Raw genomic sequence first — 23,320 nt, 5'->3', positions numbered from 1 at the left:
TTCATGGCAGGCCAAATTCCACAACGTTTTATCGATGACCTGTTAGGCCGCGTTGATGTGGTCGAGGTGGTGGGTGAGCGTGTGCAGCTTAAAAAGGCTGGCCGTAACTATTCTGGGCTATGTCCCTTTCATCAAGAGAAAACCCCATCGTTCACCGTGAGTGCGGATAAGCAGTTTTATCACTGCTTTGGCTGCGGGGCCAATGGTAATGCACTACGCTTCTTGATGGAGTACGACAAACTGCCGTTTCCCGAGGCGGTAGAGCAGTTGGCCGGGCGGCTTGGTATTGATGTGCCCCGCGAAGGTACCGATGACCCTGGTGCCCAGCAGCGCGAAAAAAAACGTAAAGAGGGCGTTAACCTGCTTGAACTCGCCGCGAGCTTTTATCGCGAGCGTTTGAAAATGCAGGAAGGCCAGTCAGCGCAGCGTTATCTCACCGAGCGTGGGCTTTCCGCTGAGGTGATCAAGACCTACGGTATTGGCTATGCCCCAGGCGGTTGGGAAGCGTTAAAACTGCATCTCAGCGAGCGGGGTATAGGTGAGCCGGTTCAGGTTGAGTATGGCTTGCTGATTCATCGCGAAGATACCGGACGTACCTATGACCGCTTTCGCGATCGGGTAATGTTCCCGATTCGTGACCTGAGAGGGCGCACCATCGCTTTTGGTGGTCGGGTAATGGGCGACGAACAGCCTAAGTACTTGAATTCGCCAGAAACGCCAGTGTTTCACAAGGGGCGCGAACTTTACGGCTTGTATGAGGCTCGCCAGGCAGCCAGCAAGCTTGAGCAGTTGGTGATCGTGGAAGGTTATATGGATGTGGTGGCCTTGGCCCAGTATGACATCTATAACGCCGTCGCAACGCTGGGTACCGCCACCACGGAAGACCATCTTAGCCGGCTGTTTCGATTGGTTAGCCGTGTGGTGTTCTGTTTTGACGGTGACCGTGCAGGCAGGCAGGCAGCTAGTCGGGCGCTGGAAACCGCGCTGCCGCAAATGATTGATGGTCGTGAAGCGCGCTTTCTATTTTTACCTGAAGGTGATGATCCTGACTCTTTGGTGCGCCGTGAAGGTACTCAGGCATTCCAGGACCGTGTGACCTGCGCGATGCCGCTTTCCGAGTTCCTGTTTGAACAGGCGGCCCAGGGGCGTGATTTAAACACGGTCGAAGGACGGGAGCGGTTCGCCAGCCAAGTGTTAATGGCATTGAACAAAGTGCCTGAAGGCATGCTCAAATCGCTACTGCTTGAGTCATTGGCGCAGCGTAGTGGCTTGGCGCAGGAGCAGTTAAAGGTGCTGCTTGAGAGGCGTGCTGAGACAGATCAGCAGCGTCATGTGCAACACCAGCCTGAGCAGTTTGAAGATGACGCTTCGTCCGCTGCTGTCATGCAAGCGGCGACTGTACCGCCGTCGCGTTCACGCTCTCAGGCACTCTCCCCGGTTGGGCGTATCGTGCAGTTATTGTTACATGAGCCCAATTTGGTGGCCGCGCTGCCTGACCATTTGGAGTGGCTGCCCGACGATGATGATGCACCGTTGTGCCGGGAACTGATTTCGCTGCTCAAGGCTGGGCGTTACCGCAGTCCGCAGGTAGTCTTGGCGCATTTTCAGGGTAGCGAGCAAGGCTTTGCTTTAGCGGCTTTCGCAAAGCGTGAACTGTTAATGCCTAAGGCTGACCGAGAAGCCGAACTTCATAGTTGGGTACAACATCTTATTGATATACAGCGTAAACGCTCTCCCCAAGAAGAGCTCGAAACGCTGCTAAGCTTAGAGCGCTCGGGACAAAAGCTTGATAAAGCTCAAAGTCAGCGAGTAAAAGAGCTGTTGACGGAGCTGGCTCAGCGCCACTAAGTAGTAAGGCGGTGTTCTGTACGTTAGGGGTTGAATTCTTGACGTCTTGACACCAGATATAAGGTCAGCCACCAAGCGCTGGCCTAACCGAACAACCTAACACACCTGAATGACCGCGCAAATACGTCGAGCTGGAAAATTTCTCCCAGATTAGGCTATACTGTTCGGCTTGTTGAGTTTAATCGATTCAGCGCACCAGGTGTTTCATTCTTCTTCGTCGAGATAGGGTTTCTATGGCTGGAAATGCGCAGCAGCAGTCACGTCTGAAGGAGTTGATCGCTCGAGGCAAGGAACAGGGCTACCTGACCTATGCCGAGGTCAACGACCATCTACCCGAGGATATCGCCGACCCGGATCAAGTGGAAGACATCATTGGCATGATTAACGACATGGGTATTAGTGTCGTTGAAGAAGCGCCAGATGAAGACACTTTGATGATGTCGGATCACTCCACGGACGAGTCCGCTGCGGAAGAGGCCGTTGCGGCCCTTGCCGCCGTGGAAAGCGATGTAGGCCGCACCACTGACCCCGTACGCATGTATATGCGTGAAATGGGCACGGTTGAGCTTCTGACCCGTGAAGGCGAAATTGAAATCGCCAAACGGATTGAAGAGGGTACCCGTGAGGTGATGTCGTCCCTGGCCTATTTGCCGGGAGCCGTCGCGTCTATTCTGGACGCCTATGATGCTACTCAGGATGAGGAAGCACCGGGTCGGCTGTCAGATCTGTTTTCTGGTTTCATTGATCCCGATGAGGGTATTCCGGGTGTAGCAGAGGCCGAAGTGCCTGAGCCGGAACCCGAGCCCGAGATTGACGACGACGTCGATAGCGACGATGAAGACGAAGACTCCACAGCCACTGAAGGCGGTCCGGATCCTGAAGAAGCGCGCGCGCGCTTTGAGCAGATTCGTGAACAAAACGCCTTGGTAGAAGCCGCGTTTGCAAAACATGGTCGTGGCAGCTCTGAACTAAAGGCTGAACAGGCTCGTTTGGCGGTGCTTTTCTCGCCCATCAAGCTGGTGCCCAAGCACTTTGAGCGCTTAGTAGGTCAAGTGCGTATCAGTGTTGAGCAGGTGCGCGCTCAAGAAAAAGCGGTGATGCAGCTGTGCGTCAAGAAAGCCAAGGTGCCGCGTAAAACGTTTATCAAGTCGTTTCCTGGTAATGAGTCGCGTAAAACGTGGCTGGACGATTTCCAGGCAGCGCAGAGTAAGTATGCTGACCGTCTTGAACCACTGCGTGCAGACATTGCGCGAGCTCAGCGCAAGATCGCTTTTGAAGAAGATATGGTGCAACTCTCGGTTGCCGATCTTAAAGAAGTGAATCGCAAACTCTCGATTGGTGAAGCGAAAGCACGTCGCGCTAAGAAAGAGATGGTTGAGGCCAACCTGCGTTTGGTTATCTCGATTGCCAAGAAGTATACCAACCGTGGTCTGCAGTTCTTGGATTTGATCCAAGAAGGCAACATTGGCTTGATGAAAGCGGTCGATAAGTTTGAATATCGCCGCGGCTATAAGTTTTCGACCTACGCCACATGGTGGATTCGTCAGGCGATTACCCGTTCGATTGCCGATCAGGCGCGCACCATTCGTATTCCGGTGCATATGATTGAGACGATCAATAAGCTCAATCGTGTGTCGCGTCAGATGCTGCAGGAGATGGGACGTGAGCCGACGCCTGAAGAGCTAGGTGAGCGTTTGGAAATGCCTGAAGATAAAGTCCGTAAGGTGCTCAAAATTGCCAAAGAGCCGATCTCCATGGAGACGCCGATTGGTGACGATGATGATTCACACCTGGGTGACTTTATCGAAGATGGCACTATGCTGCTGCCGATCGATATGGCCACCGGTGAAGGGCTTATCGAAGCGACGCGCAACGTGCTAGGCGGCCTTACTGCCAGAGAAGCGAAAGTACTGCGTATGCGCTTCGGTATTGATATGAATACTGACCATACGTTGGAAGAGGTAGGCAAGCAGTTTGACGTAACCCGTGAGCGAATTCGTCAGATTGAAGCCAAAGCACTGCGTAAGCTGCGCCACCCAAGCCGCTCTGAGCCACTACGTTCGTTCCTGGACGAGTGAGTGCAGTAAGCAATGAGTGGTAAGTAGTGAATGGTAAATAGTGAATGGTAAATAGTGAATAGTAAGTAGTGAATAGTAAGTAGTGAATGGTAGGTAGTGAAGAGTGAGTGGTGAATAGCAAGTAGCCGCTAAGACCAAAAAGCCCGCTGTTCTCGGAACAGCGGGCTTTTTGCGTTATGCCATTTAAGCGCTTACAGCGTGTAGTAAGTGGCAGAACCGGGTCCGACGGGTAGGCCAAACACAAACACCCACACGAAGAACAGCAGGCTCCAGCCAATCAGCATAAACATGGTGTAGGGCAACATAATGGCGACGAGAGTGCCAATCCCCATATCTTTGCGGTAGCGGGCGGCGATTGCCATGATCAAACCAAAATAGCTCATCATCGGTGTAATCAAGTTAGTCACTGAATCACCAATCCGGTAGGCCGCTTGGATCACTTCTGGAGCGTAGCCCATCAGCATCAACATCGGAACAAATATCGGGGCCGTAACCGCCCACTGGGCCGAGGCACTGCCTAACGATAGATTGACGATGGCACACATAAGAATAAACAGTGCGAAAAGCCCAGGGCCGCTTAACCCAAGCGTCTCTAACATGCCTGCCCCTGCAACAGCGGTAACGGTGCCAAAGTTGCTCCAATTGAACAGTGCCACGAACTGCGCTGCAAAAAATACCAGAACGATATATAAGCCCAGGCTACTCATGCTTTTTGCCATGGCATTGACCACATCGCGGTCATTATGCATGGTGCCGGCAAGCCGACCATAGGTAAAACCCAGTACAACAAAGGAGACTGCAACGACTACTACAATGCCGCGTAAGAAGGGTGAGCCGCTGACTAGACCTGTTTCAGGGTTACGCAGAATGCCACTTTCTGGCACCACCATGGCGACGAGCAAGGCAACAATCACCAGAAATGTTAGGCCAGTCCCTTTGAGTGCGCGCTTTTCATTGTCGGATAGCCCTTCCATGCGCTGCTGGTCAATATCGTCTTCAGCATAGGCCGAATCAAATTTTCCTAGTTTGGGCTCAACAATATACTCGGTCACCAAGCCACCAATAATGGTGACAAAGAAAGTGCTGACAAACATAAAGAACCAGTTGGCTTCAGCTCCCACGATGTAAGCGGGATCAAGCAGACGGGCAGCCTCTTGAGTAATTCCTGAGAGCAGCGGATCTACCGTGCCGATCAGCAAGTTGGCACTATAGCCACCGGATACCCCACAAAATGCCGCTGCCAAGCCTGCTAGCGGATGACGTCCCAGTGAATGGAAAATCATCGCCGCCAGTGGAATCAACACCACGTAACCCAATTCTGAAGCCGTATTAGACATGATGCCCGCAAAGACAACCGCGTACGTCACAATACGTGGTGAGCGGTTGAGTACCAGCGCGCGCATACTGGCGGAAAGTAACCCAGAATGCTCGGCAACCCCTACGCCCAGCATCGCTACGAGAACGGTGCCGAGGGGCGCAAACCCTGTAAAGTTGGTCACCATCTCAGTGATTAAACGCCGCAACCCTTCGGCATTGAGCAGCGAGTTGACGGCGATCCATTCGCCTTCATTGGCGGGGCGCGGATCGGCGACAGAGACGCCAAGAGCACCGGCAATGCCACTGGCAACGACGACCAGCAAACATAGGATCGCAAATAGCGTCACGGGGTGTGGAAGTAGATTGCCAAGCCACTCAACGCTATCGAGGAAGCGCGTAAAAGCGCCCCGCTTTAGGTTTTCTTCACGATTTTGTGGATTTGTCATAAGGTTTATATCGTCAATGTGGGTTTTTTTAGTGGAAGACGTGCCTAGAAGGCGTGGCAGCCGACACTACGTTGAAGTGTGTCAGGCCGCAAACGGCTTTTTGCATGACGAGATTTGAAAAATGAAACGCCGCCCTAGATGACACCAGGGCGGCGTTTAGTCATTGAATTTAGCAAATAGTAAAAGGGACGCTTAATTGGCGACGCGGCGTGCCTTATGAATACGCAAGGCGAGCAGCAGTAATTCAAGGGTTGCGAACAGGATTAAGCTATAGCCGAGTAGCTCAACGACTTCTTCGGCAACGTCTTTAAATTCACGCACATAATTATCTTCGAGTACCGCGCGCCAAAAAATCTGACGGCCATACAAGCGCGAAAACACATAGGTCGTTAGCACACCTGCAGCGAACAGGCCAAAGGCAAAGGTGTTGCTATAGCAGGCGAATTCCTCAATAAAGCGGCGCCGTTGAATCACCACCCACACAATTGAGGGAATCACGATTAGCGACACCACTACTTTCCACGTATTGCGCGCAATATACTCGTCAAAAAAATAGTCTTGCTCGCGGACTAAAGAAGCAGCAATAAATGCCAATAGCAGCAGGGTGATCGTCGGCCATACTTTTAGTACGTGACGAACATAGATCAGCATTAGGCAGCATGTAGCTAGTATGACCGTCTGCGTAAATTCAGTAAATCCAAGCTCGGTAAAGCGCACAGACGGAAGATAAATCGCTTCAAGATAGGCGCCTTGAGCGATGCCGCCAATAAACAGCACATAAAGCGTTGCTCGCAGCAGGGTGGTGCGAAAATCAATAGGCCAAGCAGGAGGGGGAAGCATACGACATCCTTATCGAAAATAGCGCCTATGCGACAGTAAGTAAGCCCAGCGCGACAGTAAATATGCATAGTTGAATGTTCATTATATCGTCACACTTATTTACTTGCACGTCGATATTTCGGTTAAAGGCTCGACGTTTGGTGGTTGGCGCTGCAAAGTAGCTAATAATTAAGCAATGATAATGTTGTGAGGCGTAATCACATGGCTATTAGTGTTTTTGATCTATTCCGCATTGGCATCGGCCCTTCCAGCTCACATACGGTCGGCCCGATGCGGGCAGCGCGGGATTTTGCCTTAGCGCTTGATAAAGAAACCGCTATTACTCGGCTAGTGATAACGCTACATGGCTCGCTTGCCGCCACTGGAATCGGTCATTGCACTGATAAAGCGGTCATCATGGGCTTGATGGGTGAAGCGCCCGATAGTATTGACCCCGACAGCATTGATGCAAGGTTGACGTCACTGGATGAGGGTGCCCCACTAGTGCTGGCTAATGGTCAGCAGATCAGCTTTTCACGTCGAGATGATGTGCTGTGGGACGAGACCTGCTTGGCTTTTCATCCTAACGCGATGATCTTAAGTGCTTATCAGGGTGACGAAGTAGTCCAGACGAACACCTTTTACTCGCTTGGCGGCGGTTTCTATGTCGATCAAGCAAAAGCAGATAAAGGTGAGGTGGGCGAAGACACCACTGAACTCCCTTTCCCCTTCAATACCGCCGCTGAGCTTCTTGCCCTGTGTCAACAGCACCAGCTGCGCATTAGCCAGTTAATGTTGGAAAACGAGAAAGCCTGGCGTACTGAAGCGGCCATTCGTGAAGAGCTGCTAACCATTTGGCATGCCATGAGCGACAGCATTGATAACGGCCTGCGCGCTACCGGACATTTGCCCGGCGGATTAAATGTACGCCGGCGAGCACAGATGCTCCATCAGGCGCTGCTCCATCCGCCCACCAACCAGCGCATGATTGTAACGAGTTTTACCGTTATGGACTGGGTGAATGTATTCGCCTTAGCGGTTAACGAAGAGAATGCTGCAGGCCGACGCATGGTCACCGCGCCCACTAACGGTGCAGCGGGCATCGTACCTGCTGTATTGGCGTATTATTTAAAATTTGAGCCCGATGCCTGTGATGCTGATGTGGTGGATTTTCTACTCACCGCTGGCGCTGTGGGTATTTTATGCAAAAAGAATGCTTCTATCTCAGGCGCTGAAGTAGGTTGCCAAGGCGAAGTAGGGTCTGCCTGTGCAATGGCCGCTGCCGGGCTTGCCGAAGTATTGGGTGGAACGCCAGGCCAGGTTGAAAATGCCGCTGAGATCGGCTTAGAGCATAATCTTGGTTTGACCTGCGACCCTGTGGGAGGGCTGGTTCAGGTGCCCTGCATTGAGCGTAACGCGATTGCTTCGGTTAAGGCGATTAATGCCGCCCGCATGGCGATGCATGGCGATGGCGAACACTTTATTTCGCTGGATAAGGTGATTCGCACTATGCGCGACACTGGCCGAGATATGCAGGATAAATACAAAGAGACATCTAAAGGCGGCCTCGCTGTTAACGCCATTGAGTGCTAAATCATTAACTTCTAGATCATCAAGTGCTGGCTCATCAAGTGCTTAGTAATCGAACGCTATGTCAGCGGATTACGAGGCAGCAAGCGGTCGATGTTGGCGACTAGATAATCGACTAACTGACGAATTTTAGGCGACAGGTGGCGGTGGCGAGGATAAACCGCCCATACGGCGGTATCGTGGTGCTGAAAGGGTTCCAGCACAGCCACCAGCTCGCCGCTGGCAAGGTACGGGGCAACGTAATAGTCCGGCAACTGAGCCAATCCTAATCCTTTACGTGCTGCATCTAACAAAGCAGGGCCAGAGTTGCCGGTCCAGCATCCCTCTACGCGCACTTCACGTCGCTGGCCGTTAACCTCAAACAACCAGTTGGGTCGCGAGCCAATCAGGCAGCGATGCTGATTAAGCTCCCCGAGCGTGTGGGGGCGTGGCGCTTGGCGAAAGTAGCTTTGTGAGCCAACGATATATTCGCGCCGATCGCAAAGGCGCCTAGCGATTAAGCTGGAATCTTTTAACACTCCCATGCGAATTGCAATATCGTAACCCTCCTCAATCAGCTCAACCGGCCGGTTGGTAAAGTGCATATGAACGTCTAGCTGAGGGTGTAAACACTGAAAGTCATTAACTAATGGCGCGATAAAGCGCTCACCGAAAGTAGTTGCCGAGGTAAGTTTCAGCAGCCCATTGGGTTTGGCCTGGAGTTCGCTAAGTGCCTGCTCAGCATCGCGCAGCCCATCAAACAGGTGGCGACAGTGTTCAACATAAGTGGTACCCGCATCGGTTAAGCGTATTTGACGGGTGGTGCGATATAGCAGCTGTACGCCAAGCTGGTTTTCGAGCTGACTAACTAAACGGCTAATATGGGATGTCGACACTTTCAAATGGCGAGCAGCGGCCGAGAAGGTTCCCAGGCGCACCACTTCAACAAACGCTTCAATACGGCCCCAGTGCTGCATGTTGGCTCCTAGCTTTAATTGATGGTGGCTTGAATGGATTGTTGCTCAGTGGCAATAATCTTATGAGTGTATCCCGCTTTATCAACTGCGCCCAGCTGGCCTACACTGCAAGCACTGAAAACAAATCGAGCAGCAGGCTAATGCTTGCTGTTGGCGATCCATAAGGAGTGATAAATGAAGTCACGCGCAGCTGTTGCATTGGAAGCGGGCAAGCCGCTAGAACTCGTTGAAATTGATGTTGAAGGCCCGAAGGCGGGAGAAGTGCTGGTTAAAATGGCCGCCACCAGCGTTTGCCATACTGATGCTTACACGCTTTCAGGTGCTGACCCTGAAGGGAACTTCCCCGCCGTGCTTGGCCATGAGGGGGCAGGGGTTGTGCAGGAAGTTGGTGAGGGCGTCACAAGCTTGAAACCGGGCGATCATGTGATCCCGCTTTACACTGCTGAGTGCGGTAAGTGTAAGTTCTGTTTATCGGGAAAAACCAACCTATGTGGCAGCGTGCGCGCTACTCAAGGAAAAGGGGTAATGCCAGACGGTACCTCGCGTTTCTCTCTAGATGGCAAAATGCTCCATCACTACATGGGTACGTCCACATTTAGTGAATACACGGTGTTGCCTGAAGTGTCGCTGGCGGTAGTGTCAAAAGAAGCGCCAATGGATAAAATCTGCCTGCTCGGCTGCGGTGTAACCACTGGCATTGGTGCGGTGCTCAATACTGCCAAAGTAGAGCCAGGCGCCACGGTGGCGGTATTTGGCTTGGGGGCGATTGGTCTCGCTGTTATTCAAGGCGCGGTGATGGCCAAAGCGGGTCGCATTATTGCCATCGACGTTAATGCCGATAAGTTTGAGCTAGCCAAGCAGTTCGGCGCGACCGACTGTGTGAACCCTAAAGAGTATTCTGACTCCATCCAGCAAGTCGTTGTTGATATGACCGATGGCGGCGTGGATTACTCGTTTGAGTGTATCGGCAACGTTAATGTGATGCGTTCGGCGCTTGAGTGCTGCCATAAAGGCTGGGGCGAATCGATCGTGATTGGGGTGGCTGGTGCTGGTGAAGAGATCTCTACCCGCCCATTCCAACTGGTGACTGGTCGCGTCTGGAAAGGCTCCGCTTTTGGCGGCGTGAAAGGTCGCAGCGAACTGCCAGGCTATGTAGATCGTTATATGAACGGTGAAATTAATATCGACGATTTTATTACCCACGATATGCCGTTTGAAAAGATCAATGAAGCGTTCGATTTACTGCATGCAGGTAAGAGCATTCGTACCGTGCTGCATTACTAAGTATTATCACTACTAAGATTATCGCTAGTACGTTTAAAACGCGGTGGGTTCTGCCTGCCGCGTTTGCTGCATTTAAAGGAACCTGCCCATGAGCATGAGTGAAACTTTAGAACTGGTGTCTGCTAACCGTAGCTTCGGTGGCTGGCATAAGCGCTACCGCCATTACTCCCGTGCGCTGGACTGCGACATGGTGTTTGCCGTTTACCTGCCGCCCCAGGCAGAGAACGAGCGCGTACCGTTGCTTTGGTGGCTCTCTGGGCTGACCTGTAATGATGAAAACTTCATGCAGAAAGCGGGTGCTCACCGCTTAGCGGCTGAGCTAGGTATTGCGATTGTTTGCCCGGATACTAGCCCACGAGGAACCGATTTACCCGGTGAGCATGAAAGCTTCGATCTGGGTTCTGGGGCTGGGTTCTACGTCAACGCGACTGAGGAACCTTGGAAGTCGCATTACCGCATGTACGACTATGTGGTAGAAGAGTTGCCTTCCGTAGTGCGCCAGCACTTTCCGGTCAATGGCCGCGAATCTATTAGCGGTCACTCGATGGGCGGGCATGGCGCGCTGATCCTGGCACTACGTCACCCAGGGCGCTTCCGGTCGGTATCGGCCTTTTCACCCGTGGTCAATCCAATGAACTGCCCATGGGGTCAGCAAGCGTTTACTGCTTATCTCGGCGAAGATGAGTCGCGCTGGCGCCAGTATGATGCCTGCGAATTGGTCGCTAACGGTGCTTCACGTCAACGCCTGTTTATCGACCAGGGCGAGGCGGATCAATTTCTGGAAGAGCAGCTTCAGCCTGAGCGTTTAGAAGCCGTTTGTGAGGCGCATGACCACCCACTAACGCTGCGCCGTCAGCCGGGCTACGATCATAGTTACTTCTTTATTGCCTCGTTCATTGAGGATCATCTGCGCTATCATGCAGACCACCTTATGAAGCGTTAAGGATAACTGAATGCACAATCGCTCGCTGCGCCGTTTCATGCGTCTACTGTGGCGCTTTGTGTGGCGCGGCGTGTTGGCGTTTGCGCTCTTTTCTGTGGCGCTGGTACTGCTATTTAGCGTAGTGCCTCCTCCTGGTTCAATGGTGATGGTGGAGCGTAAAATACAGAGCTGGGTCAACAGTGAGCCGATTCGTATACAGCGAGAGTGGCGCAGCTGGGACTCTCTCTCTGCTAACGCCAAATTAGCGGTAATAGCCGCTGAAGATCAGCGCTTCCCACATCACCGCGGCTTTGACCTCGTTGAGTTACAGCGCGCATGGCAAACCAGTCGTGACGGTGGGCGATTGCGCGGTGCCAGTACGTTAAGCCAACAAACCGCTAAAAATGTGTTTTTATGGAGCGGACGGAGTTGGACGCGTAAAGGCTTAGAGGCATGGTTCACCTTGCTGATTGAGACACTGTGGAGTAAGCAGCGCATTTTGGAGGTCTATCTGAATGTCGCGGAATGGGATAGCGGTGTGTTTGGCATAGAGGCTGCTTCCCAACACTACTTCGGTACTTCCTCTGAAGCGCTGACTGAACGCCAAGCAAGTCTGCTCGCCGCCATCTTACCTAGCCCGCGAACGCGCAGTGCTTCTCGTCCGGATGCGCAGGTTGAGCGGCGTAGCCAGTGGATACGCCAGCAAATGCGCAACTTAGGGGGGGCTGGCTATTTAGAAAATCTGTAGCCTAGCGGCTCTATTGTTAAGAGCCTAGGATAGTGCTAGTCATACTTAGTGTCATCAACGACTGCCAAGGCTTCCAGGTTCGGGTAGGAAAAGTAGTAACCCTGTTGAACGGGAAGACCTAAAGAGAGCAGGCAACGAGACTCCTCACGGGTTTCAACACCCTCGGCAATCAGCTGTATGCCCAGTGTTTCCGCCAGCGCTACAATGCTGCTTAATATAGCTTGGCGGCGCTTACTACTATCGCACGCCATTACCAATTCACGATCAATTTTAAGCGTGTCAGGCCTCAAGTCGGTCAATAAGTCGAGATTGGCATAGCCGTTACCGAAGTCATCCAGTGAGGTAGTGAACCCCATTTCGTGATAACGCTCAATAATATTACGCATATGTTGGCGGTCATTGACCCGCTCGGTTTCGGTGATTTCGAAGTTTAACCGCTCGGTAGGCCAGCCCACCCGGCGCGCTGTCTCAAGTGTGGCTTGAATGCACGCCTCCGGCTCATAGACAGCGTTAGGCAAAAAGTTGATAGAGAGCCGTTCTTGCATGCCCAATTCGCTAGCAAGCTCAATCGCCTTTATGCGGCATGATTGGTCAAATCGGTAAAGTAAATCGTCAGTAACCTGATTTAAAATGGAAAAAGCTGATTCCCCATTGGGGCCGCGCACCAAGGCCTCGTAATAGAGGGTTTTCCGTTGATTAACATCAACGATCGGTTGAAATGCCATTGTAAATGCAAAAGGTACTGGTGAATCGCAACGCTTACAGTGCCCGTTCACCCTGGCACAGTGGTGTTGTGCTGACATGTTTATCCAAGCCTTGGCATTAAATTATCGTTATCCCGCTTTATTAGCAGGTTTTCGAACCACCATCACCACCCCGATAATGGCTACTACCATTCCTGCTAGTCCTAACAAAGGTAGACGCTCGTCAAACAGCCACCACGCTTGAAGCGCTGTGACCGGCGGCACAAGATAAAAAAGACTCGCAACCCGCGAGGCTTCCCCCTTTTTAATCAAGGCCATCAGTAACAGGATAGCGGCTATTGAGAGAATCAATACCAGCCAAGCAAGCGTCAGTACAAAGGTACTGCTCCACTCCACCTGACGGGTCTCAAAGAGTAGTGCACCGCACCCCAACAGAGCGCCAGCCGCCAAATACTGAATAACTGCTCCAGAAAGTAGCGGCATCGTGGTGCAGTAGCGCTTTTGATACAGCGTTCCCAGCGAAATACCGAGCAAAGCGGCGGTGACGCAGAGTAGAGCACTAATACCGAAGCCATCGAAGAGTGCATCACCCATTTCCAGCTTACTACCTAACACTAAGCTTATCCCGAGCAAGCCTAGTATTAGGCCCACCCATTGGTGCCTGGAAAGTGTTTCACCCAATAAAGGCCCGGCAAAAGCGGCGGTCAAAAGCGGCTGAAGTCCTACTAGCAGGGCCGCTAAGCCAGCGGGCATGCCTAAGTAGATACCGTAGAAAACACCGCCCAGATAAGCACCATGGACAAGAAAACCCGATAGTGCGATGTGTGTCCATAACCTGGGCGATGAGGGCCAAGGAATTCGTATTAATAGTACCAGCGGAATCAAAAGTATCAGGGTGAACACAAAACGAATAAACAAAAACGTGAAAGGTTCTGCGTAGGGCAGGCCAAATTTAGCCCCAATAAACCCGGTACTCCAAAGTAAGACAAAAAGTGCGGGCATCGCTGTCAGCCCTGCTGAAGCTCGATCCACTGATCGTAAGTTATTGAAAATATTTCTCATATGGTTCCTGTGGTGGCATGCTGCAAATGAATTATTTGTTACTTACTGTTCTTTTGGTTACTAAGTTTTACATATTTAGTTGAACCTGATGGGAAATGGCGCGTCACAGTGGGCACATCCATAACGTGTAAATGAGGTTTCTTACTATGCAACGTTTAACTGCTCTGTTCTCTGCTGCTCTGCTCGCTACTGGTTTAATGGCTACCACGGCCCACGCCCAGCAGGAGCAAGATCCCGCTCAAGATCCGATGGCTACCCAACAAGCTGCACCTGCCCAGGATTTTTCTGACGACCAGCTCCAGCAGTTTGCCGATGCTTCTCAAGAAATCGCTGTTATTTCTCAAGAGTACACTCAGCGTCTGCAGGAAGCGGAAGATGAATCAGCACAGCAGGAAGTGCGCACCGAAGCCAACGATCGTATGATCGAAGTGGTTGAAGACAGCGGCCTAGATGTTGATACCTTCAACGCGATTGGTCAATCTATTCAGCAAGATCCTGAAATGATGCAGCGCGTTCAGGAAATGGCTAATCAGTCATAAGCATCATGATGGCGCTCTGATTGGGAGCATCAGTTGAGGTTACTGTTTGCATTGGGGTGGTAATGCCTCAGCAAGAGCTTCTATCAACGTGACTCTTATCATTAAAAGCCCGGCACTCACAGTGTCGGGCTTTTTATTGCGTAAGATTTATGCTCAGCGGGGTTTACGTGGTCTGGCCGCCCCTCCACACTTTACATCGCATATGACCAGTAAGCCTTAGGAGGCGGTATGGACGTCGAGTTGTTAGAAATACGCCAACATATGGGCCGTTTCCCTCCATTTGATGGGCTCTCGGATGAACTGCTCGATGCGATTGCTGAGCAAGTAGAGGTTAGCTACTTCAAAACAGGCAGCGACATCTTAGTGCTCAACGAGACCCTTAATGACTTGTGTTATATCCGCAGCGGCGCCGTCGAGGTTTATCGTAGCCAGGGAGAGCTCTATAACCGTTTGGGTGAGGGCGATATTTTTGGTCATTTCAGTTTGCTGCGAAATCATAAGGTGCGATTTCCTGCTAAGGCTATTGAAGATAGCTTGCTCTATTTTATCCCCAATACGGTCTTTCAGCGGCTGTGTGAAGAGGATGACCACTTTGCCGATTTTGTAGAGCTAGAGCGGCCACGGCTGGAAACTGCCGCTGAGCAGCAAAAAAAGTCTAATGACATGATGGTGACGCGGATACGTAAGTTAGTAACCCGCTACCCGGTCATGGTCGAAGCATCTACCAGTGTTCAGCTAGCGGCTCAGCAGATGAGTGAAGCCCAAGCATCGGCGCTGCTGGTAATAAAAGAGGGTAGTAATAATCCGCGCTTCAGTTTTGAAGACAGCGAAGGGTTGACGTGGCAAATGTGTGGGATTTTAACCGACAGCGACTTTCGCACTCGCATTGTAGCGGAAGGCTTGTCGCCTCTGGCACCGGTAGGCGAGGTGGTGTCCTCCCGGCTTATTACTATTCAATCAGATGCTTCTATCTATGAAGCAATGCTGACAATGCTGCGTAGCAACGTGCACCATTTGCCGGTTATTTACCGTCAGCGCCCCGTAGGCGTGGTGCATTTATCCGACATTATCCGCTATGAAACCCATAGCGGACTCTATCTTGTCAGCAATATTTTTAACCAGTCCAGTGCCCAAGGACTTGCGCGCCTAGCGCCAGATGTAAGAGCAGCATTTGTGCGTATGGTGCAAGAGGGCGCTAACTCACAGATGGTGGGCAGTGCGCTCTCCACTATCGGCCGTAGCTTTACGCGGCGTTTGCTGGAAATGGCTGAAGCGGAGCTGGGGCCGCCGCCGGTACCTTACTGCTTTATGGTCAATGGCTCCATGGCGCGCAATGAGCAAAGCATTGTGACCGACCAGGATAATGCGCTGATCCTATCTGATGATTTTGATCCTAAACTGCATGATGACTACTTTTATGCGCTGGCCAAAATTGTCAGTGATGGGTTAGATACCTGCGGCTACACCTATTGCAAAGGTGATGTAATGGCTACCAATACCCAGTGGCGTCAGCCGTTGAGAGTTTGGAAGCGTTACTTTCAGGACTGGATGGCGAACCCCACTCCGGAACGGCTGCTGCACAGTTCGATTTTCTTTGATTTAGATAGCTGCTATGGCGAAGACCACTACGTGGAGACGCTGCAAGATTTGATTGCCGAAACAGCGCCTAAATCGCCGCTGTTCTTAGCAGCAATGTCGCGCAATGCGCTTAATCGCACCCCACCGCTAGGGTTTTTCCGCACCTTTGTGATGGAGCAAGATGGAAAGCACAACAACTCTATCAATCTTAAGCGGCGTGGCACTGCTCCCATGGTCGATTTAGTGCGTATCCACGCCTTGGCCTGCGGCTCAAAAGCACAGAACACGTTCCAGCGCTTGAACGAGATTGGTAATACTCAGCTGTTGGCGACAGGAATGAGCGAAAAGCTAAGCTACGCCTTTGAGTTCTTGTGTATGTCTCGGGTGCGCCATCAGATGATTGATCTGCAGGAAGATCGCCTGCCTGACAACAATATCGAGCCGGAAAACGTTGAGGACAGCGAACGTCACACCTTGAAAGACGCCTTCCAGGTGCTCAGTAATGCACAGAAGTTTTTGAAGTTTCGCTACCCAATGCCTGCCCAGCGGCAGGGGCATTAAGATGAAGGGAATACGTCCGCGTCAAAAAATAACCCAGGCCGACTGGATAGGCTATATGGCTCAAAGGGCACAGCAGGCGCGTAATCCAGCCATTCAGCAGTTCTTCGCTACCGCGCTGCCTGACCCGGAAACGCCGATTGCTGACGTACCTATGGTGGCGATGGATCTTGAGACAACAGGGCTAGATGAGCACCGCCACGCGATAGTCAGTATCGGCTTGGTGCCGTTTACGCTTAAGCGTATTAAGCTTGCCGAACGGCGCTACTGGGTGGTGAACCCTTCGCGGCCACTGGCAGAAGCCTCTATTGCTTTCCATCACATTACCCACTCGGAGATCGCCCAGGCGCCGGATTTAGATGTGGTACTGGATGAGTTGCTAGCGCAATTAGCTGGGCGCTTAGTCGTGGTTCACTTTCGCAATATTGAGCGTCCCTTTTTGGATGCTGCCGTTAAGGCTCGTCGTGGGGAAGGGGTGCTGTTTCCGATGATTGATACCATGTCGCTGGAAGCGAGGCGACATCGCCAAACACTGTGGGCGCGTTTTTGTCGCTGGCTAGGCCGCCCGCCGGTTTCTATTCGCCTGCATGCCAGCCGCGAGCGCTATGGCTTGCCTGCTTATCAAGGGCATCATGCGTTAGTAGACGCACTAGCCACTGCAGAATTGTTACAGGCGCAAATTGCCACCCACTACCGGCCCGAAACGCCGCTAAAAGACATCTGGTGTTGAAGGCCATCGGCTATTAAGGGGCACAGTAAAAAACAGGCAACCCAGTGGGTTGCCCGTTTGCTTACTAGCGTTAAGACGTTTTTAAACGGCTTTTGGCTCGCTCATCAATCCCTTGATGATCGCATAACACGCCACCAGCAGAATGATCGTGAACGGGAAGCCGGTGGATACCGCCATGGTTTGTAGTGCAGTTAAACCGCCACCTAACAGCAGCGCAATCGCAATCGCCCCTTCAATGATTGCCCAGAACACGCGCTGAGGTGTCGGTGCATCGACCTTACCGCCAGCGGTGATTGAGTCAATCACCAACGAGCCTGAGTCAGATGACGTTACGAAGAACACGATGACCAGCACAATGGCGACGAAAGAGGTGATCTGTGATAGCGGTAGTTGCTCAAGCATGATGAATAGCTGGAGATCAACGCCTGCGTCACGGACGGCTTCAATGCCTTGGCTTACATACTGGTCAATGGCGGTGCCGCCAAAGGTGGTCATCCATAAGACGGATACTGTGGACGGCACCAGCATTACCGAGATTAGAAATTCACGCACGGTACGGCCACGGGAAACCCGTGCGATAAACATACCTACATAAGGAGACCAGGAGATCCACCACGCCCAGTAGAAGGCCGTCCAGCCTTGGCTGAAGTTGGCGTCTTCACGACCGAATGGATTAGATAGCGCAGGCAGGTGAACCACATAGTTGAGCAAATTCTCAAAGAATCCGGTGGCAATCAGTAGGGTAGGACCAACCGCGATGACAAAGAAAAGTAGCATTGCCGCCAGTATAATGTTGATTTTGGAGAGCAACTGAACGCCCTTATCAACACCGGCAACAATGGATCCAATAGCAATAATCGTAATACCCACGATCAATAGGATCATGGTGATATCACTTTCCGGCGCGCCAAACAGGTAGCTTATACCCGCAGCGGCTTGGGTAGCACCAAGGCCAAGGGAAGTAGCGAGACCAAACAGTGTGGCGAATACAGCCAGAATATCAATCACATGGCCTGGCCAGCCCCATACGCGTTCACCCAAAATAGGGTAAAACACTGAACGCATGGAGAGCGGTAGCCCTTTATTGAAAGAGAATAAAGCAAGCGATAGTGCGACGACGGCGTAGATGGCCCAAGGGTGCAAGCCCCAATGAAAAATGGTGGCCGCCATACCTAGTGCAGCAGCAGCGGCTGCATCACCTTCCGCGCCGCCCAATGGTGCCCAGCTGTCACCATCGAGCGAGGTGCCAAAATGGGTTAGGGGCTCATTCACGCCGAAGAACATTAGCCCGATGCCCATGCCAGCAGCAAACAGCATGGAAAACCAGCCCACATAAGTGAAATCGGGCTTGGCATCGGCGCCGCCAATGCGGATTTTACCCAATGGTGAGAAGATCAAACCAATACACAGGATAACGAAAATATTGGCGGCAGAAATAAAGAACCATGACAAATTGCCGGTTAAAAAACCGAAAATCGCGTCATACATAGGCGCGATGGTATCTTGCAGCGCAAGGGTCAGGATAACGAATAGCAGCACAACCAATGCCGAGATAGTGAAAACCTTGCCGTGTAGGTCAAGGTTGACACCCATGGTATTGGTCGTGATGTTGTCTTGGCCGATTACGTAATCGGTATCAATCAGATTCGCCGGGCCATCTGGGGCAGGAATGCCTTCAGAAACCGGCTCTTCATCGGGGCGTTTTGGGTCGTGGTTATCCACTGGAGCCTCTCTATTTTGATCAAGAAGAGTCGATCAAGAAGTGTCGATCAGAAACCAAAATGTGGCTATTAACCAACATCACATGGCGCGCTTTCGCGCTCACAATAGCAAATCTGATAAAACAACATTCAACGTACTGTAAGCAAGGGCGCACAAAACACTGTTTACAACGACAAAAGAGGGCCGAAGCCCTCTAATGCGCTATACAAGCAGGCGAATTAGTTATTGAGCCACTGCTCAACCACCTCCTGATTGTCTTCAACCCACTGCTTAGCGTTCTCGTAAGGATCGCTGCCATCTTCCTGGTTCATAAGCATAACTTCGCCCATTTGTTCAGGGGTCCACTCGAAGGCATCAAGAATGGCATAGGCTTCCGGCATATCCTCTGCCAGCCCTTGGCGTACAACGGTGTGAATCTGCTCCGCGCCGCCGAAGACTTCTTCAGAATCTTCTAGATACTTTAAATCCCAGCGCGCGAACATCCAGTGTGGTGTCCAGCTAGTAACCACGATGTCTTCTTCGTTATTAATAGCATTGCTGAGGGCCGCTACCATGGTGGCATCGCTACCACTACGCAGGCGCAGCTCAAGGTCATAGGTATCCACGGCCTCTTCAGCGAGGCCCATCAGGCCTGCACCGGGGTCAATACCGATGATCTCGTTATTAAAGCTGTCTGCGTTGTCGTTGAGATCGGCAATCGAATCAACGTCGGTATACTCAGGAACCACCAGGCCTAGCTTAGTGCCATCTAGATTAACACCGAGGTCTTCAACGCTATCACCGATACGCTCCATATAATCAGCGTGAGTCGTGGGCAGCCAGGCGGCAACAATAGCGTCTGCATCGCCAGTAGAGAGGGCTTGGAACATAGCCGCAGCGGAGAGTGACGTTAGGTCAACCTCATAGCCCGCTTGCTCAAGCGCTGCCGCAATAACGTTGGTCGACGCCACTTCGGAAGACCACTCAACGTAGGCCAAGTTAATCGTGCCCTTGTCTTCTTCAGCCAGGGCGGCGCTGCTGATAGCGACACCGGCACCGACTACTAAAGCTAGTGAAGCGAGGCGGATACGTAGGTTCAATGTGCGATGTTTCATTCACTTTCTCCCTTGGGTATAAATTATTTATCAATACACGGCATCACATACACGTTTAACGATACCTTGTGTTAACAATACTTCGTGTTTGCTGCCAAATACAGCATGGTTAGCAAGAAGCGACTTAGCAAGCGTTTGGCTCAACGCAGCCACTTCAGCTGTTCTTCTCTATTGTCGGGTTCTTCTAAGCGACTGGGTTAAGCGATCAAGCAGCATAGCCAGGATGACGACCGCAATCCCCGCTTCAAAACCATCGCCCGGACGCAAGCGTTGAATAGCGCGCCAAACTTCGCTGCCTAAGCCGTCAGCACCGATCATGGCCGCGATGACCACCATAGACAGGGCGAGCATGATCGTCTGGTTAATGCCTGCCATCACGGTGGGCAGCGACAGCGGCAACTGCACTTTAAACAGCTTTTGGCTGCGCGTGGCACCGTAGGCGTCGGCGGCTTCGATCAGTTCTACGGGAACCTGACGAATACCCAACGTGGTAAAGCGAATAGCGGGAGGCATTGAGAAGATGACGGTCGCAAAGATGGCCGATACCGAGCCAATACCGAAAAATGGAATAGCCGGAATAAGGTAAACAAACGCCGGCATGGTCTGCATAAAGTCGAGTACCGGCATAATTACCCGGTAAAGTCGATTAGATAACGCCGCTGCAATACCCACGGGCAAGGCAATGATCACCGCGACCATGGTGGCAAACACCACCAGTGTGAGCGTCTCAATCATCGGGTTCCAGAGGCCCAGGTTCCAGATCAGTGCTAAGCCAGCAACAGCACCAATCGCTAAACGAGAACCTGCTAGCTTCCAGCAGAGCAGGGCAATTAACGCGAGTAATGCCCATTCTGGTAGCCACATTAGGCTGTCGTTTAAAGCATTAATGCCGGTTTGAGTGAAGCGCGAAATGCCCCGGGTAACGCCGGAGTACTCGCTGGTTAGCCAGGTCAGGCCACTTTCAATCCAGTTGCCCAGTGGGATGCGTGGGATTTCCATTATTGCTCTCCTGCCCGTGCCAGTTCATCCAATACGGCGCCTTTTACGACTACGCCCAGTAAGCGCTGCTGCTCATCAAGCACAGCAATGGGGTAGCTCTTTTCACTAAACATGGCGAACAGGTTTTGTAGCGGCTCGTCCGGAGGGACTTTTCGGAAATCTTGAGTTAAATAAGGCGTGATCGTGCTGGCGCCTTCTTCAATTGCCTGACTAGCGGCATCGGCTTCAAGCAGGCCGAGTAGGCGCCGGTCTCGATCGGTCACGTAGATTGAATCGATACTGTGGTCGCGCATACGGTGCAGCGCAGTACGAGGGCCATCGCTGTCGCGGGCGGTAGAGCGCAAAGGGCGCATGGCACTCTCAGCGGTCAAAATACGCGCCCGATCCACGCCCTCAATAAAGCGACGTACGTAGTCATCTGCAGGCTGGGTCAGGATCTCTTCGGGGGTGCCAATTTGCACCACTTCCCCATCTTTAAGCAGCACGATACGGTCACCAATATTCAGCGCCTCATCCAGATCATGGGTGATAAACACGGTGGTCTTTTGCATTTTTGACTGTAGTTGCAAAAGCTCTTGCTGCATGTCTTTGCGAATCAGTGGATCAAGTGCCGAGAAGGCTTCATCCATTAGCAGTACCGTGGCGTCGTTGGCCAAGGCGCGGGCTAAGCCAACCCGCTGCTGCATGCCGCCAGAGAGTTGATTAGGATAAGCATCCTCCCAGCCCTCTAGGCCCACTTGTTTCAGCGCGGTATGGGCGATCTTATGCCGCTCGGTTTTGTCTATACCGCGAATTTCTAGCCCAAACTCAGCGTTTTGCTGCACCGTACGGTGGGGGAATAGCGCGAAGTTTTGAAACACCATGGAGAAATGGCGACGACGACACTCCAGTAATGCTTTCTCGTTGAGCTTCGGAATGTTTTCACCGTCGATGATAATGTCACCTTCGGTGGTTTCAATCAGCCGATTAAGGCAGCGAATCAAAGTCGATTTTCCTGACCCAGATAGCCCCATGATGACCAGCAGTTCGCCTTCATATACATCAAAGGTGATGTTTGAAAGGCCCAGCGTTTGGCCGGTTTGCTCCAGAATTTCTGGTCGTTTCATGCCCTGATTACGCAGCTCAAGGGCTTTTTGCGGATGTTTGCCAAAAACTTTGCTTAAACCACGCACTTGAATTTTGACGGGTCGTGTTTCGTCCATCGGCGATGCCTATTTTAATAAAAGGTGTCGGGCAAAAATGGACTTGTGTCGTTACTCCGAACAGGCTGCCTGGCGGTGCTTTCTACAAAGATGAAAATCATGCTTCATAATTCTTTGTAAAGTGACGAGCCATTAACAGCGAGAACAGCGACACAACGCCATTTATAATGAAAATGAAGATTTAATCGCGTTATTTAATTAATAATTATTATACATATCTGAGTCCAATGTGTCACAACGCCTCGCTAATCAACGCCAATAGCGCCACATGTGTCATTTTTTACCCACCTGATTGACCTGATTTAAAGAGTGTTGTGGGATATTTTTTATATTAAGTGGTTGTTTTTTATTAAAGAAATTGAATTATTGGTTTTTTGGCATGATAAGTGTATTGATAGGCGTATACATTTATTAGTGCAGTTAATTGTTGTTTTACTTCTTTGGAAAACAGCAAGTTAGTTGACAGCTATCAGGAGGTGGGAATTATGGACAAGCAACCTAACCACATTTTGAAAGATCAGGGTAATGCCGATAATCGCAGCGCTAAGCGTTCACGCTGGTTAACGTTGGGTATGATGGCAACCGCTGCCAGTGTTATTGCCCTGGCAGGTTGCGGTGATAACGAAGAAGTTGCACCGCCTGCAGAAGAGTCAGCGCCCCTAGAGCAAAATTCAACGACTGAGCCTGCGCCAGGTATGAATGAAGAGCCTGCGATGGAGCAAGATCCTGGCTTAAACGAAGATCCGGCTGATCAAGGGACGATGACCCAGCCTGAAGGCGGTATGCCTGACGATACCATGGATGAGCCTGCTGAAGGCACCATGGATCCTGAAGATGAAGCTGGCTTTGGTGAGGGCACTGACCCAATGCCTGGTGCCGATGATGACGAAGTAACGACTAACTGATCCAGATCGTAAATACCAGTCGCTAGTGAGTACCGCTCCCTACGATGGTAAATCGACTCAGCTGTTTGTTCCCTGCGGCTGCTCCACACGATTTATCATCCTTTCACCCCCGCGCCCGCGGGGGTTTTTTTGTGCGCCCGGCACGGGCGCACTCCTGGAGGTGCAAGTCCTCCCGTAAGCTGGCCACAGCGAACGAAGCGAAGCGCAACTGCGGAAGGG

At 51.7% G+C, this 23,320-nt stretch carries 19 protein-coding genes; 10 read left to right on the top strand and 9 right to left on the bottom strand.

Annotated features, from left to right (window positions below; all coding sequences use genetic code 11):
• The first annotated feature begins 3 nt into the window (after nucleotides 1–3).
• Both dnaG and rpoD read left to right on the top strand, forming a co-directional pair.
• The gene (gene dnaG, locus ACQKE4_RS04150; RefSeq protein WP_427387032.1) at nucleotides 4–1,848 is read left to right on the top strand and encodes a DNA primase; all 1,845 of its coding nucleotides are present in this window, start codon (nucleotides 4–6) and stop codon (nucleotides 1,846–1,848) included.
• Nucleotides 1,849–2,081: 233 nt separating this feature from the next.
• Nucleotides 2,082–3,926, top strand: coding sequence for an RNA polymerase sigma factor RpoD (rpoD, locus tag ACQKE4_RS04145; protein ID WP_427387031.1), 1,845 nt, complete (start codon nucleotides 2,082–2,084; stop codon nucleotides 3,924–3,926).
• Nucleotides 3,927–4,117: 191 nt separating this feature from the next.
• On the opposite strand, the gene ACQKE4_RS04140 is transcribed toward rpoD, so the two are convergent.
• Both ACQKE4_RS04140 and ACQKE4_RS04135 read right to left on the bottom strand, forming a co-directional pair.
• A complete protein-coding gene (locus ACQKE4_RS04140) occupies nucleotides 4,118–5,689 on the bottom strand; it encodes an AbgT family transporter (RefSeq protein ID WP_427387030.1) in 1,572 nt (523 codons plus the stop codon).
• A 192-nt stretch (nucleotides 5,690–5,881) separates the two neighbouring features.
• Nucleotides 5,882–6,529, bottom strand: a complete 648-nt coding sequence (locus ACQKE4_RS04135; protein WP_427387029.1) for a hypothetical protein — start codon at nucleotides 6,527–6,529, stop codon at nucleotides 5,882–5,884.
• Nucleotides 6,530–6,730: 201 nt separating this feature from the next.
• On the opposite strand from ACQKE4_RS04135, the gene ACQKE4_RS04130 reads away from it, so the two are divergent.
• Complete coding sequence (locus tag ACQKE4_RS04130; protein ID WP_427387028.1) at nucleotides 6,731–8,101, top strand: L-serine ammonia-lyase; 1,371 nt, start codon at nucleotides 6,731–6,733, stop codon at nucleotides 8,099–8,101.
• 56 nt (nucleotides 8,102–8,157) lie between these two features.
• On the opposite strand, the gene ACQKE4_RS04125 is transcribed toward ACQKE4_RS04130, so the two are convergent.
• Nucleotides 8,158–9,054, bottom strand: coding sequence for a LysR family transcriptional regulator (locus ACQKE4_RS04125; protein ID WP_427387027.1), 897 nt, complete (start codon nucleotides 9,052–9,054; stop codon nucleotides 8,158–8,160).
• Nucleotides 9,055–9,228: 174 nt separating this feature from the next.
• On the opposite strand from ACQKE4_RS04125, the gene ACQKE4_RS04120 reads away from it, so the two are divergent.
• The 3 genes from ACQKE4_RS04120 to mtgA all read left to right on the top strand — a co-directional run bounded on the left by ACQKE4_RS04120 (nucleotide 9,229) and on the right by mtgA (nucleotide 12,008).
• A complete protein-coding gene (locus ACQKE4_RS04120) occupies nucleotides 9,229–10,338 on the top strand; it encodes an S-(hydroxymethyl)glutathione dehydrogenase/class III alcohol dehydrogenase (RefSeq protein WP_427387026.1) in 1,110 nt (369 codons plus the stop codon).
• Between the two features lie 88 nt (nucleotides 10,339–10,426).
• Nucleotides 10,427–11,281: an S-formylglutathione hydrolase gene (fghA, locus tag ACQKE4_RS04115; RefSeq protein WP_427387025.1), complete on the top strand. Its 855-nt coding sequence runs from the start codon at nucleotides 10,427–10,429 to the stop codon at nucleotides 11,279–11,281.
• A 10-nt stretch (nucleotides 11,282–11,291) separates the two neighbouring features.
• Complete coding sequence (mtgA, locus tag ACQKE4_RS04110) at nucleotides 11,292–12,008, top strand: monofunctional biosynthetic peptidoglycan transglycosylase (RefSeq protein ID WP_427387024.1); 717 nt, start codon at nucleotides 11,292–11,294, stop codon at nucleotides 12,006–12,008.
• A gap of 35 nt (nucleotides 12,009–12,043) precedes the next feature.
• Here the strand turns inward: mtgA and ACQKE4_RS04105 are convergent, their stop codons facing one another.
• Both ACQKE4_RS04105 and ACQKE4_RS04100 read right to left on the bottom strand, forming a co-directional pair.
• On the bottom strand, nucleotides 12,044–12,733 hold the full coding sequence (locus ACQKE4_RS04105; RefSeq protein WP_427387023.1) for an EAL domain-containing protein: 690 nt from the start codon (nucleotides 12,731–12,733) through the stop codon (nucleotides 12,044–12,046).
• 108 nt (nucleotides 12,734–12,841) lie between these two features.
• The gene (locus ACQKE4_RS04100) at nucleotides 12,842–13,774 is read right to left on the bottom strand and encodes a DMT family transporter (protein ID WP_427387022.1); all 933 of its coding nucleotides are present in this window, start codon (nucleotides 13,772–13,774) and stop codon (nucleotides 12,842–12,844) included.
• A 146-nt stretch (nucleotides 13,775–13,920) separates the two neighbouring features.
• Between ACQKE4_RS04100 and ACQKE4_RS04095 the strand changes: the two genes are divergently transcribed.
• The 3 genes from ACQKE4_RS04095 to ACQKE4_RS04085 all read left to right on the top strand — a co-directional run bounded on the left by ACQKE4_RS04095 (nucleotide 13,921) and on the right by ACQKE4_RS04085 (nucleotide 17,179).
• Complete coding sequence (locus ACQKE4_RS04095) at nucleotides 13,921–14,313, top strand: DUF4168 domain-containing protein (protein WP_290835435.1); 393 nt, start codon at nucleotides 13,921–13,923, stop codon at nucleotides 14,311–14,313.
• A 228-nt stretch (nucleotides 14,314–14,541) separates the two neighbouring features.
• Nucleotides 14,542–16,452 (top strand): DUF294 nucleotidyltransferase-like domain-containing protein, encoded by a 1,911-nt coding sequence (locus ACQKE4_RS04090; protein ID WP_427387021.1) that lies wholly within the window; start codon nucleotides 14,542–14,544, stop codon nucleotides 16,450–16,452.
• Nucleotide 16,453: 1 nt separating this feature from the next.
• Nucleotides 16,454–17,179 (top strand): 3'-5' exonuclease, encoded by a 726-nt coding sequence (locus tag ACQKE4_RS04085; RefSeq protein WP_427387020.1) that lies wholly within the window; start codon nucleotides 16,454–16,456, stop codon nucleotides 17,177–17,179.
• A gap of 81 nt (nucleotides 17,180–17,260) precedes the next feature.
• On the opposite strand, the gene ACQKE4_RS04080 is transcribed toward ACQKE4_RS04085, so the two are convergent.
• From ACQKE4_RS04080 to ACQKE4_RS04065, 4 genes are all read right to left on the bottom strand, one after another.
• Nucleotides 17,261–18,901, bottom strand: a complete 1,641-nt coding sequence (locus ACQKE4_RS04080) for a BCCT family transporter (RefSeq protein ID WP_427387019.1) — start codon at nucleotides 18,899–18,901, stop codon at nucleotides 17,261–17,263.
• Between the two features lie 218 nt (nucleotides 18,902–19,119).
• The gene (locus ACQKE4_RS04075) at nucleotides 19,120–19,995 is read right to left on the bottom strand and encodes a glycine betaine ABC transporter substrate-binding protein (RefSeq protein ID WP_427387018.1); all 876 of its coding nucleotides are present in this window, start codon (nucleotides 19,993–19,995) and stop codon (nucleotides 19,120–19,122) included.
• A gap of 168 nt (nucleotides 19,996–20,163) precedes the next feature.
• Nucleotides 20,164–20,994 carry an ABC transporter permease gene (locus tag ACQKE4_RS04070; protein ID WP_427387017.1) on the bottom strand — a complete coding sequence of 277 codons (831 nt, stop codon included), beginning with the start codon at nucleotides 20,992–20,994 and terminating at the stop codon, nucleotides 20,164–20,166.
• Nucleotides 20,994–22,196, bottom strand: coding sequence for a quaternary amine ABC transporter ATP-binding protein (locus ACQKE4_RS04065; RefSeq protein ID WP_427387016.1), 1,203 nt, complete (start codon nucleotides 22,194–22,196; stop codon nucleotides 20,994–20,996). The genes ACQKE4_RS04070 and ACQKE4_RS04065 overlap by 1 nt, the downstream gene beginning before the upstream one ends.
• A gap of 485 nt (nucleotides 22,197–22,681) precedes the next feature.
• On the opposite strand from ACQKE4_RS04065, the gene ACQKE4_RS04060 reads away from it, so the two are divergent.
• Complete coding sequence (locus ACQKE4_RS04060; protein ID WP_427387015.1) at nucleotides 22,682–23,101, top strand: hypothetical protein; 420 nt, start codon at nucleotides 22,682–22,684, stop codon at nucleotides 23,099–23,101.
• Nucleotides 23,102–23,320: the final 219 nt, after the last annotated feature.

Origin of the sequence: Halomonas sp. NPDC076908, from assembly GCF_050269715.1 — a bacterium.
Lineage (GTDB): Bacteria > Pseudomonadota > Gammaproteobacteria > Pseudomonadales > Halomonadaceae > Vreelandella.
Note: the sequence above shows the minus strand (reverse complement) of the source record. Positions and strands in the feature narration are given on the sequence as shown.

Excerpts from the sequence above, each read along its gene's own strand:
- dnaG (WP_427387032.1), top strand. The coding sequence starts at position 4 with ATGGCAGGCCAAATTCCACAACGTTTTATCGATGACCTGTTAGGCCGC.
- rpoD (WP_427387031.1), top strand. The coding sequence starts at position 2,082 with ATGGCTGGAAATGCGCAGCAGCAGTCACGTCTGAAGGAGTTGATCGCT.
- ACQKE4_RS04140 (WP_427387030.1), bottom strand. The coding sequence starts at position 5,689 with ATGACAAATCCACAAAATCGTGAAGAAAACCTAAAGCGGGGCGCTTTT.
- ACQKE4_RS04135 (WP_427387029.1), bottom strand. The coding sequence starts at position 6,529 with ATGCTTCCCCCTCCTGCTTGGCCTATTGATTTTCGCACCACCCTGCTG.
- ACQKE4_RS04130 (WP_427387028.1), top strand. The coding sequence starts at position 6,731 with ATGGCTATTAGTGTTTTTGATCTATTCCGCATTGGCATCGGCCCTTCC.
- ACQKE4_RS04125 (WP_427387027.1), bottom strand. The coding sequence starts at position 9,054 with ATGCAGCACTGGGGCCGTATTGAAGCGTTTGTTGAAGTGGTGCGCCTG.
- ACQKE4_RS04120 (WP_427387026.1), top strand. The coding sequence starts at position 9,229 with ATGAAGTCACGCGCAGCTGTTGCATTGGAAGCGGGCAAGCCGCTAGAA.
- fghA (WP_427387025.1), top strand. The coding sequence starts at position 10,427 with ATGAGCATGAGTGAAACTTTAGAACTGGTGTCTGCTAACCGTAGCTTC.
- mtgA (WP_427387024.1), top strand. The coding sequence starts at position 11,292 with ATGCACAATCGCTCGCTGCGCCGTTTCATGCGTCTACTGTGGCGCTTT.
- ACQKE4_RS04105 (WP_427387023.1), bottom strand. The coding sequence starts at position 12,733 with ATGGCATTTCAACCGATCGTTGATGTTAATCAACGGAAAACCCTCTAT.
- ACQKE4_RS04100 (WP_427387022.1), bottom strand. The coding sequence starts at position 13,774 with ATGAGAAATATTTTCAATAACTTACGATCAGTGGATCGAGCTTCAGCA.
- ACQKE4_RS04095 (WP_290835435.1), top strand. The coding sequence starts at position 13,921 with ATGCAACGTTTAACTGCTCTGTTCTCTGCTGCTCTGCTCGCTACTGGT.
- ACQKE4_RS04090 (WP_427387021.1), top strand. The coding sequence starts at position 14,542 with ATGGACGTCGAGTTGTTAGAAATACGCCAACATATGGGCCGTTTCCCT.
- ACQKE4_RS04085 (WP_427387020.1), top strand. The coding sequence starts at position 16,454 with ATGAAGGGAATACGTCCGCGTCAAAAAATAACCCAGGCCGACTGGATA.
- ACQKE4_RS04075 (WP_427387018.1), bottom strand. The coding sequence starts at position 19,995 with ATGAAACATCGCACATTGAACCTACGTATCCGCCTCGCTTCACTAGCT.
- ACQKE4_RS04070 (WP_427387017.1), bottom strand. The coding sequence starts at position 20,994 with ATGGAAATCCCACGCATCCCACTGGGCAACTGGATTGAAAGTGGCCTG.
- ACQKE4_RS04065 (WP_427387016.1), bottom strand. The coding sequence starts at position 22,196 with ATGGACGAAACACGACCCGTCAAAATTCAAGTGCGTGGTTTAAGCAAA.
- ACQKE4_RS04060 (WP_427387015.1), top strand. The coding sequence starts at position 22,682 with ATGGACAAGCAACCTAACCACATTTTGAAAGATCAGGGTAATGCCGAT.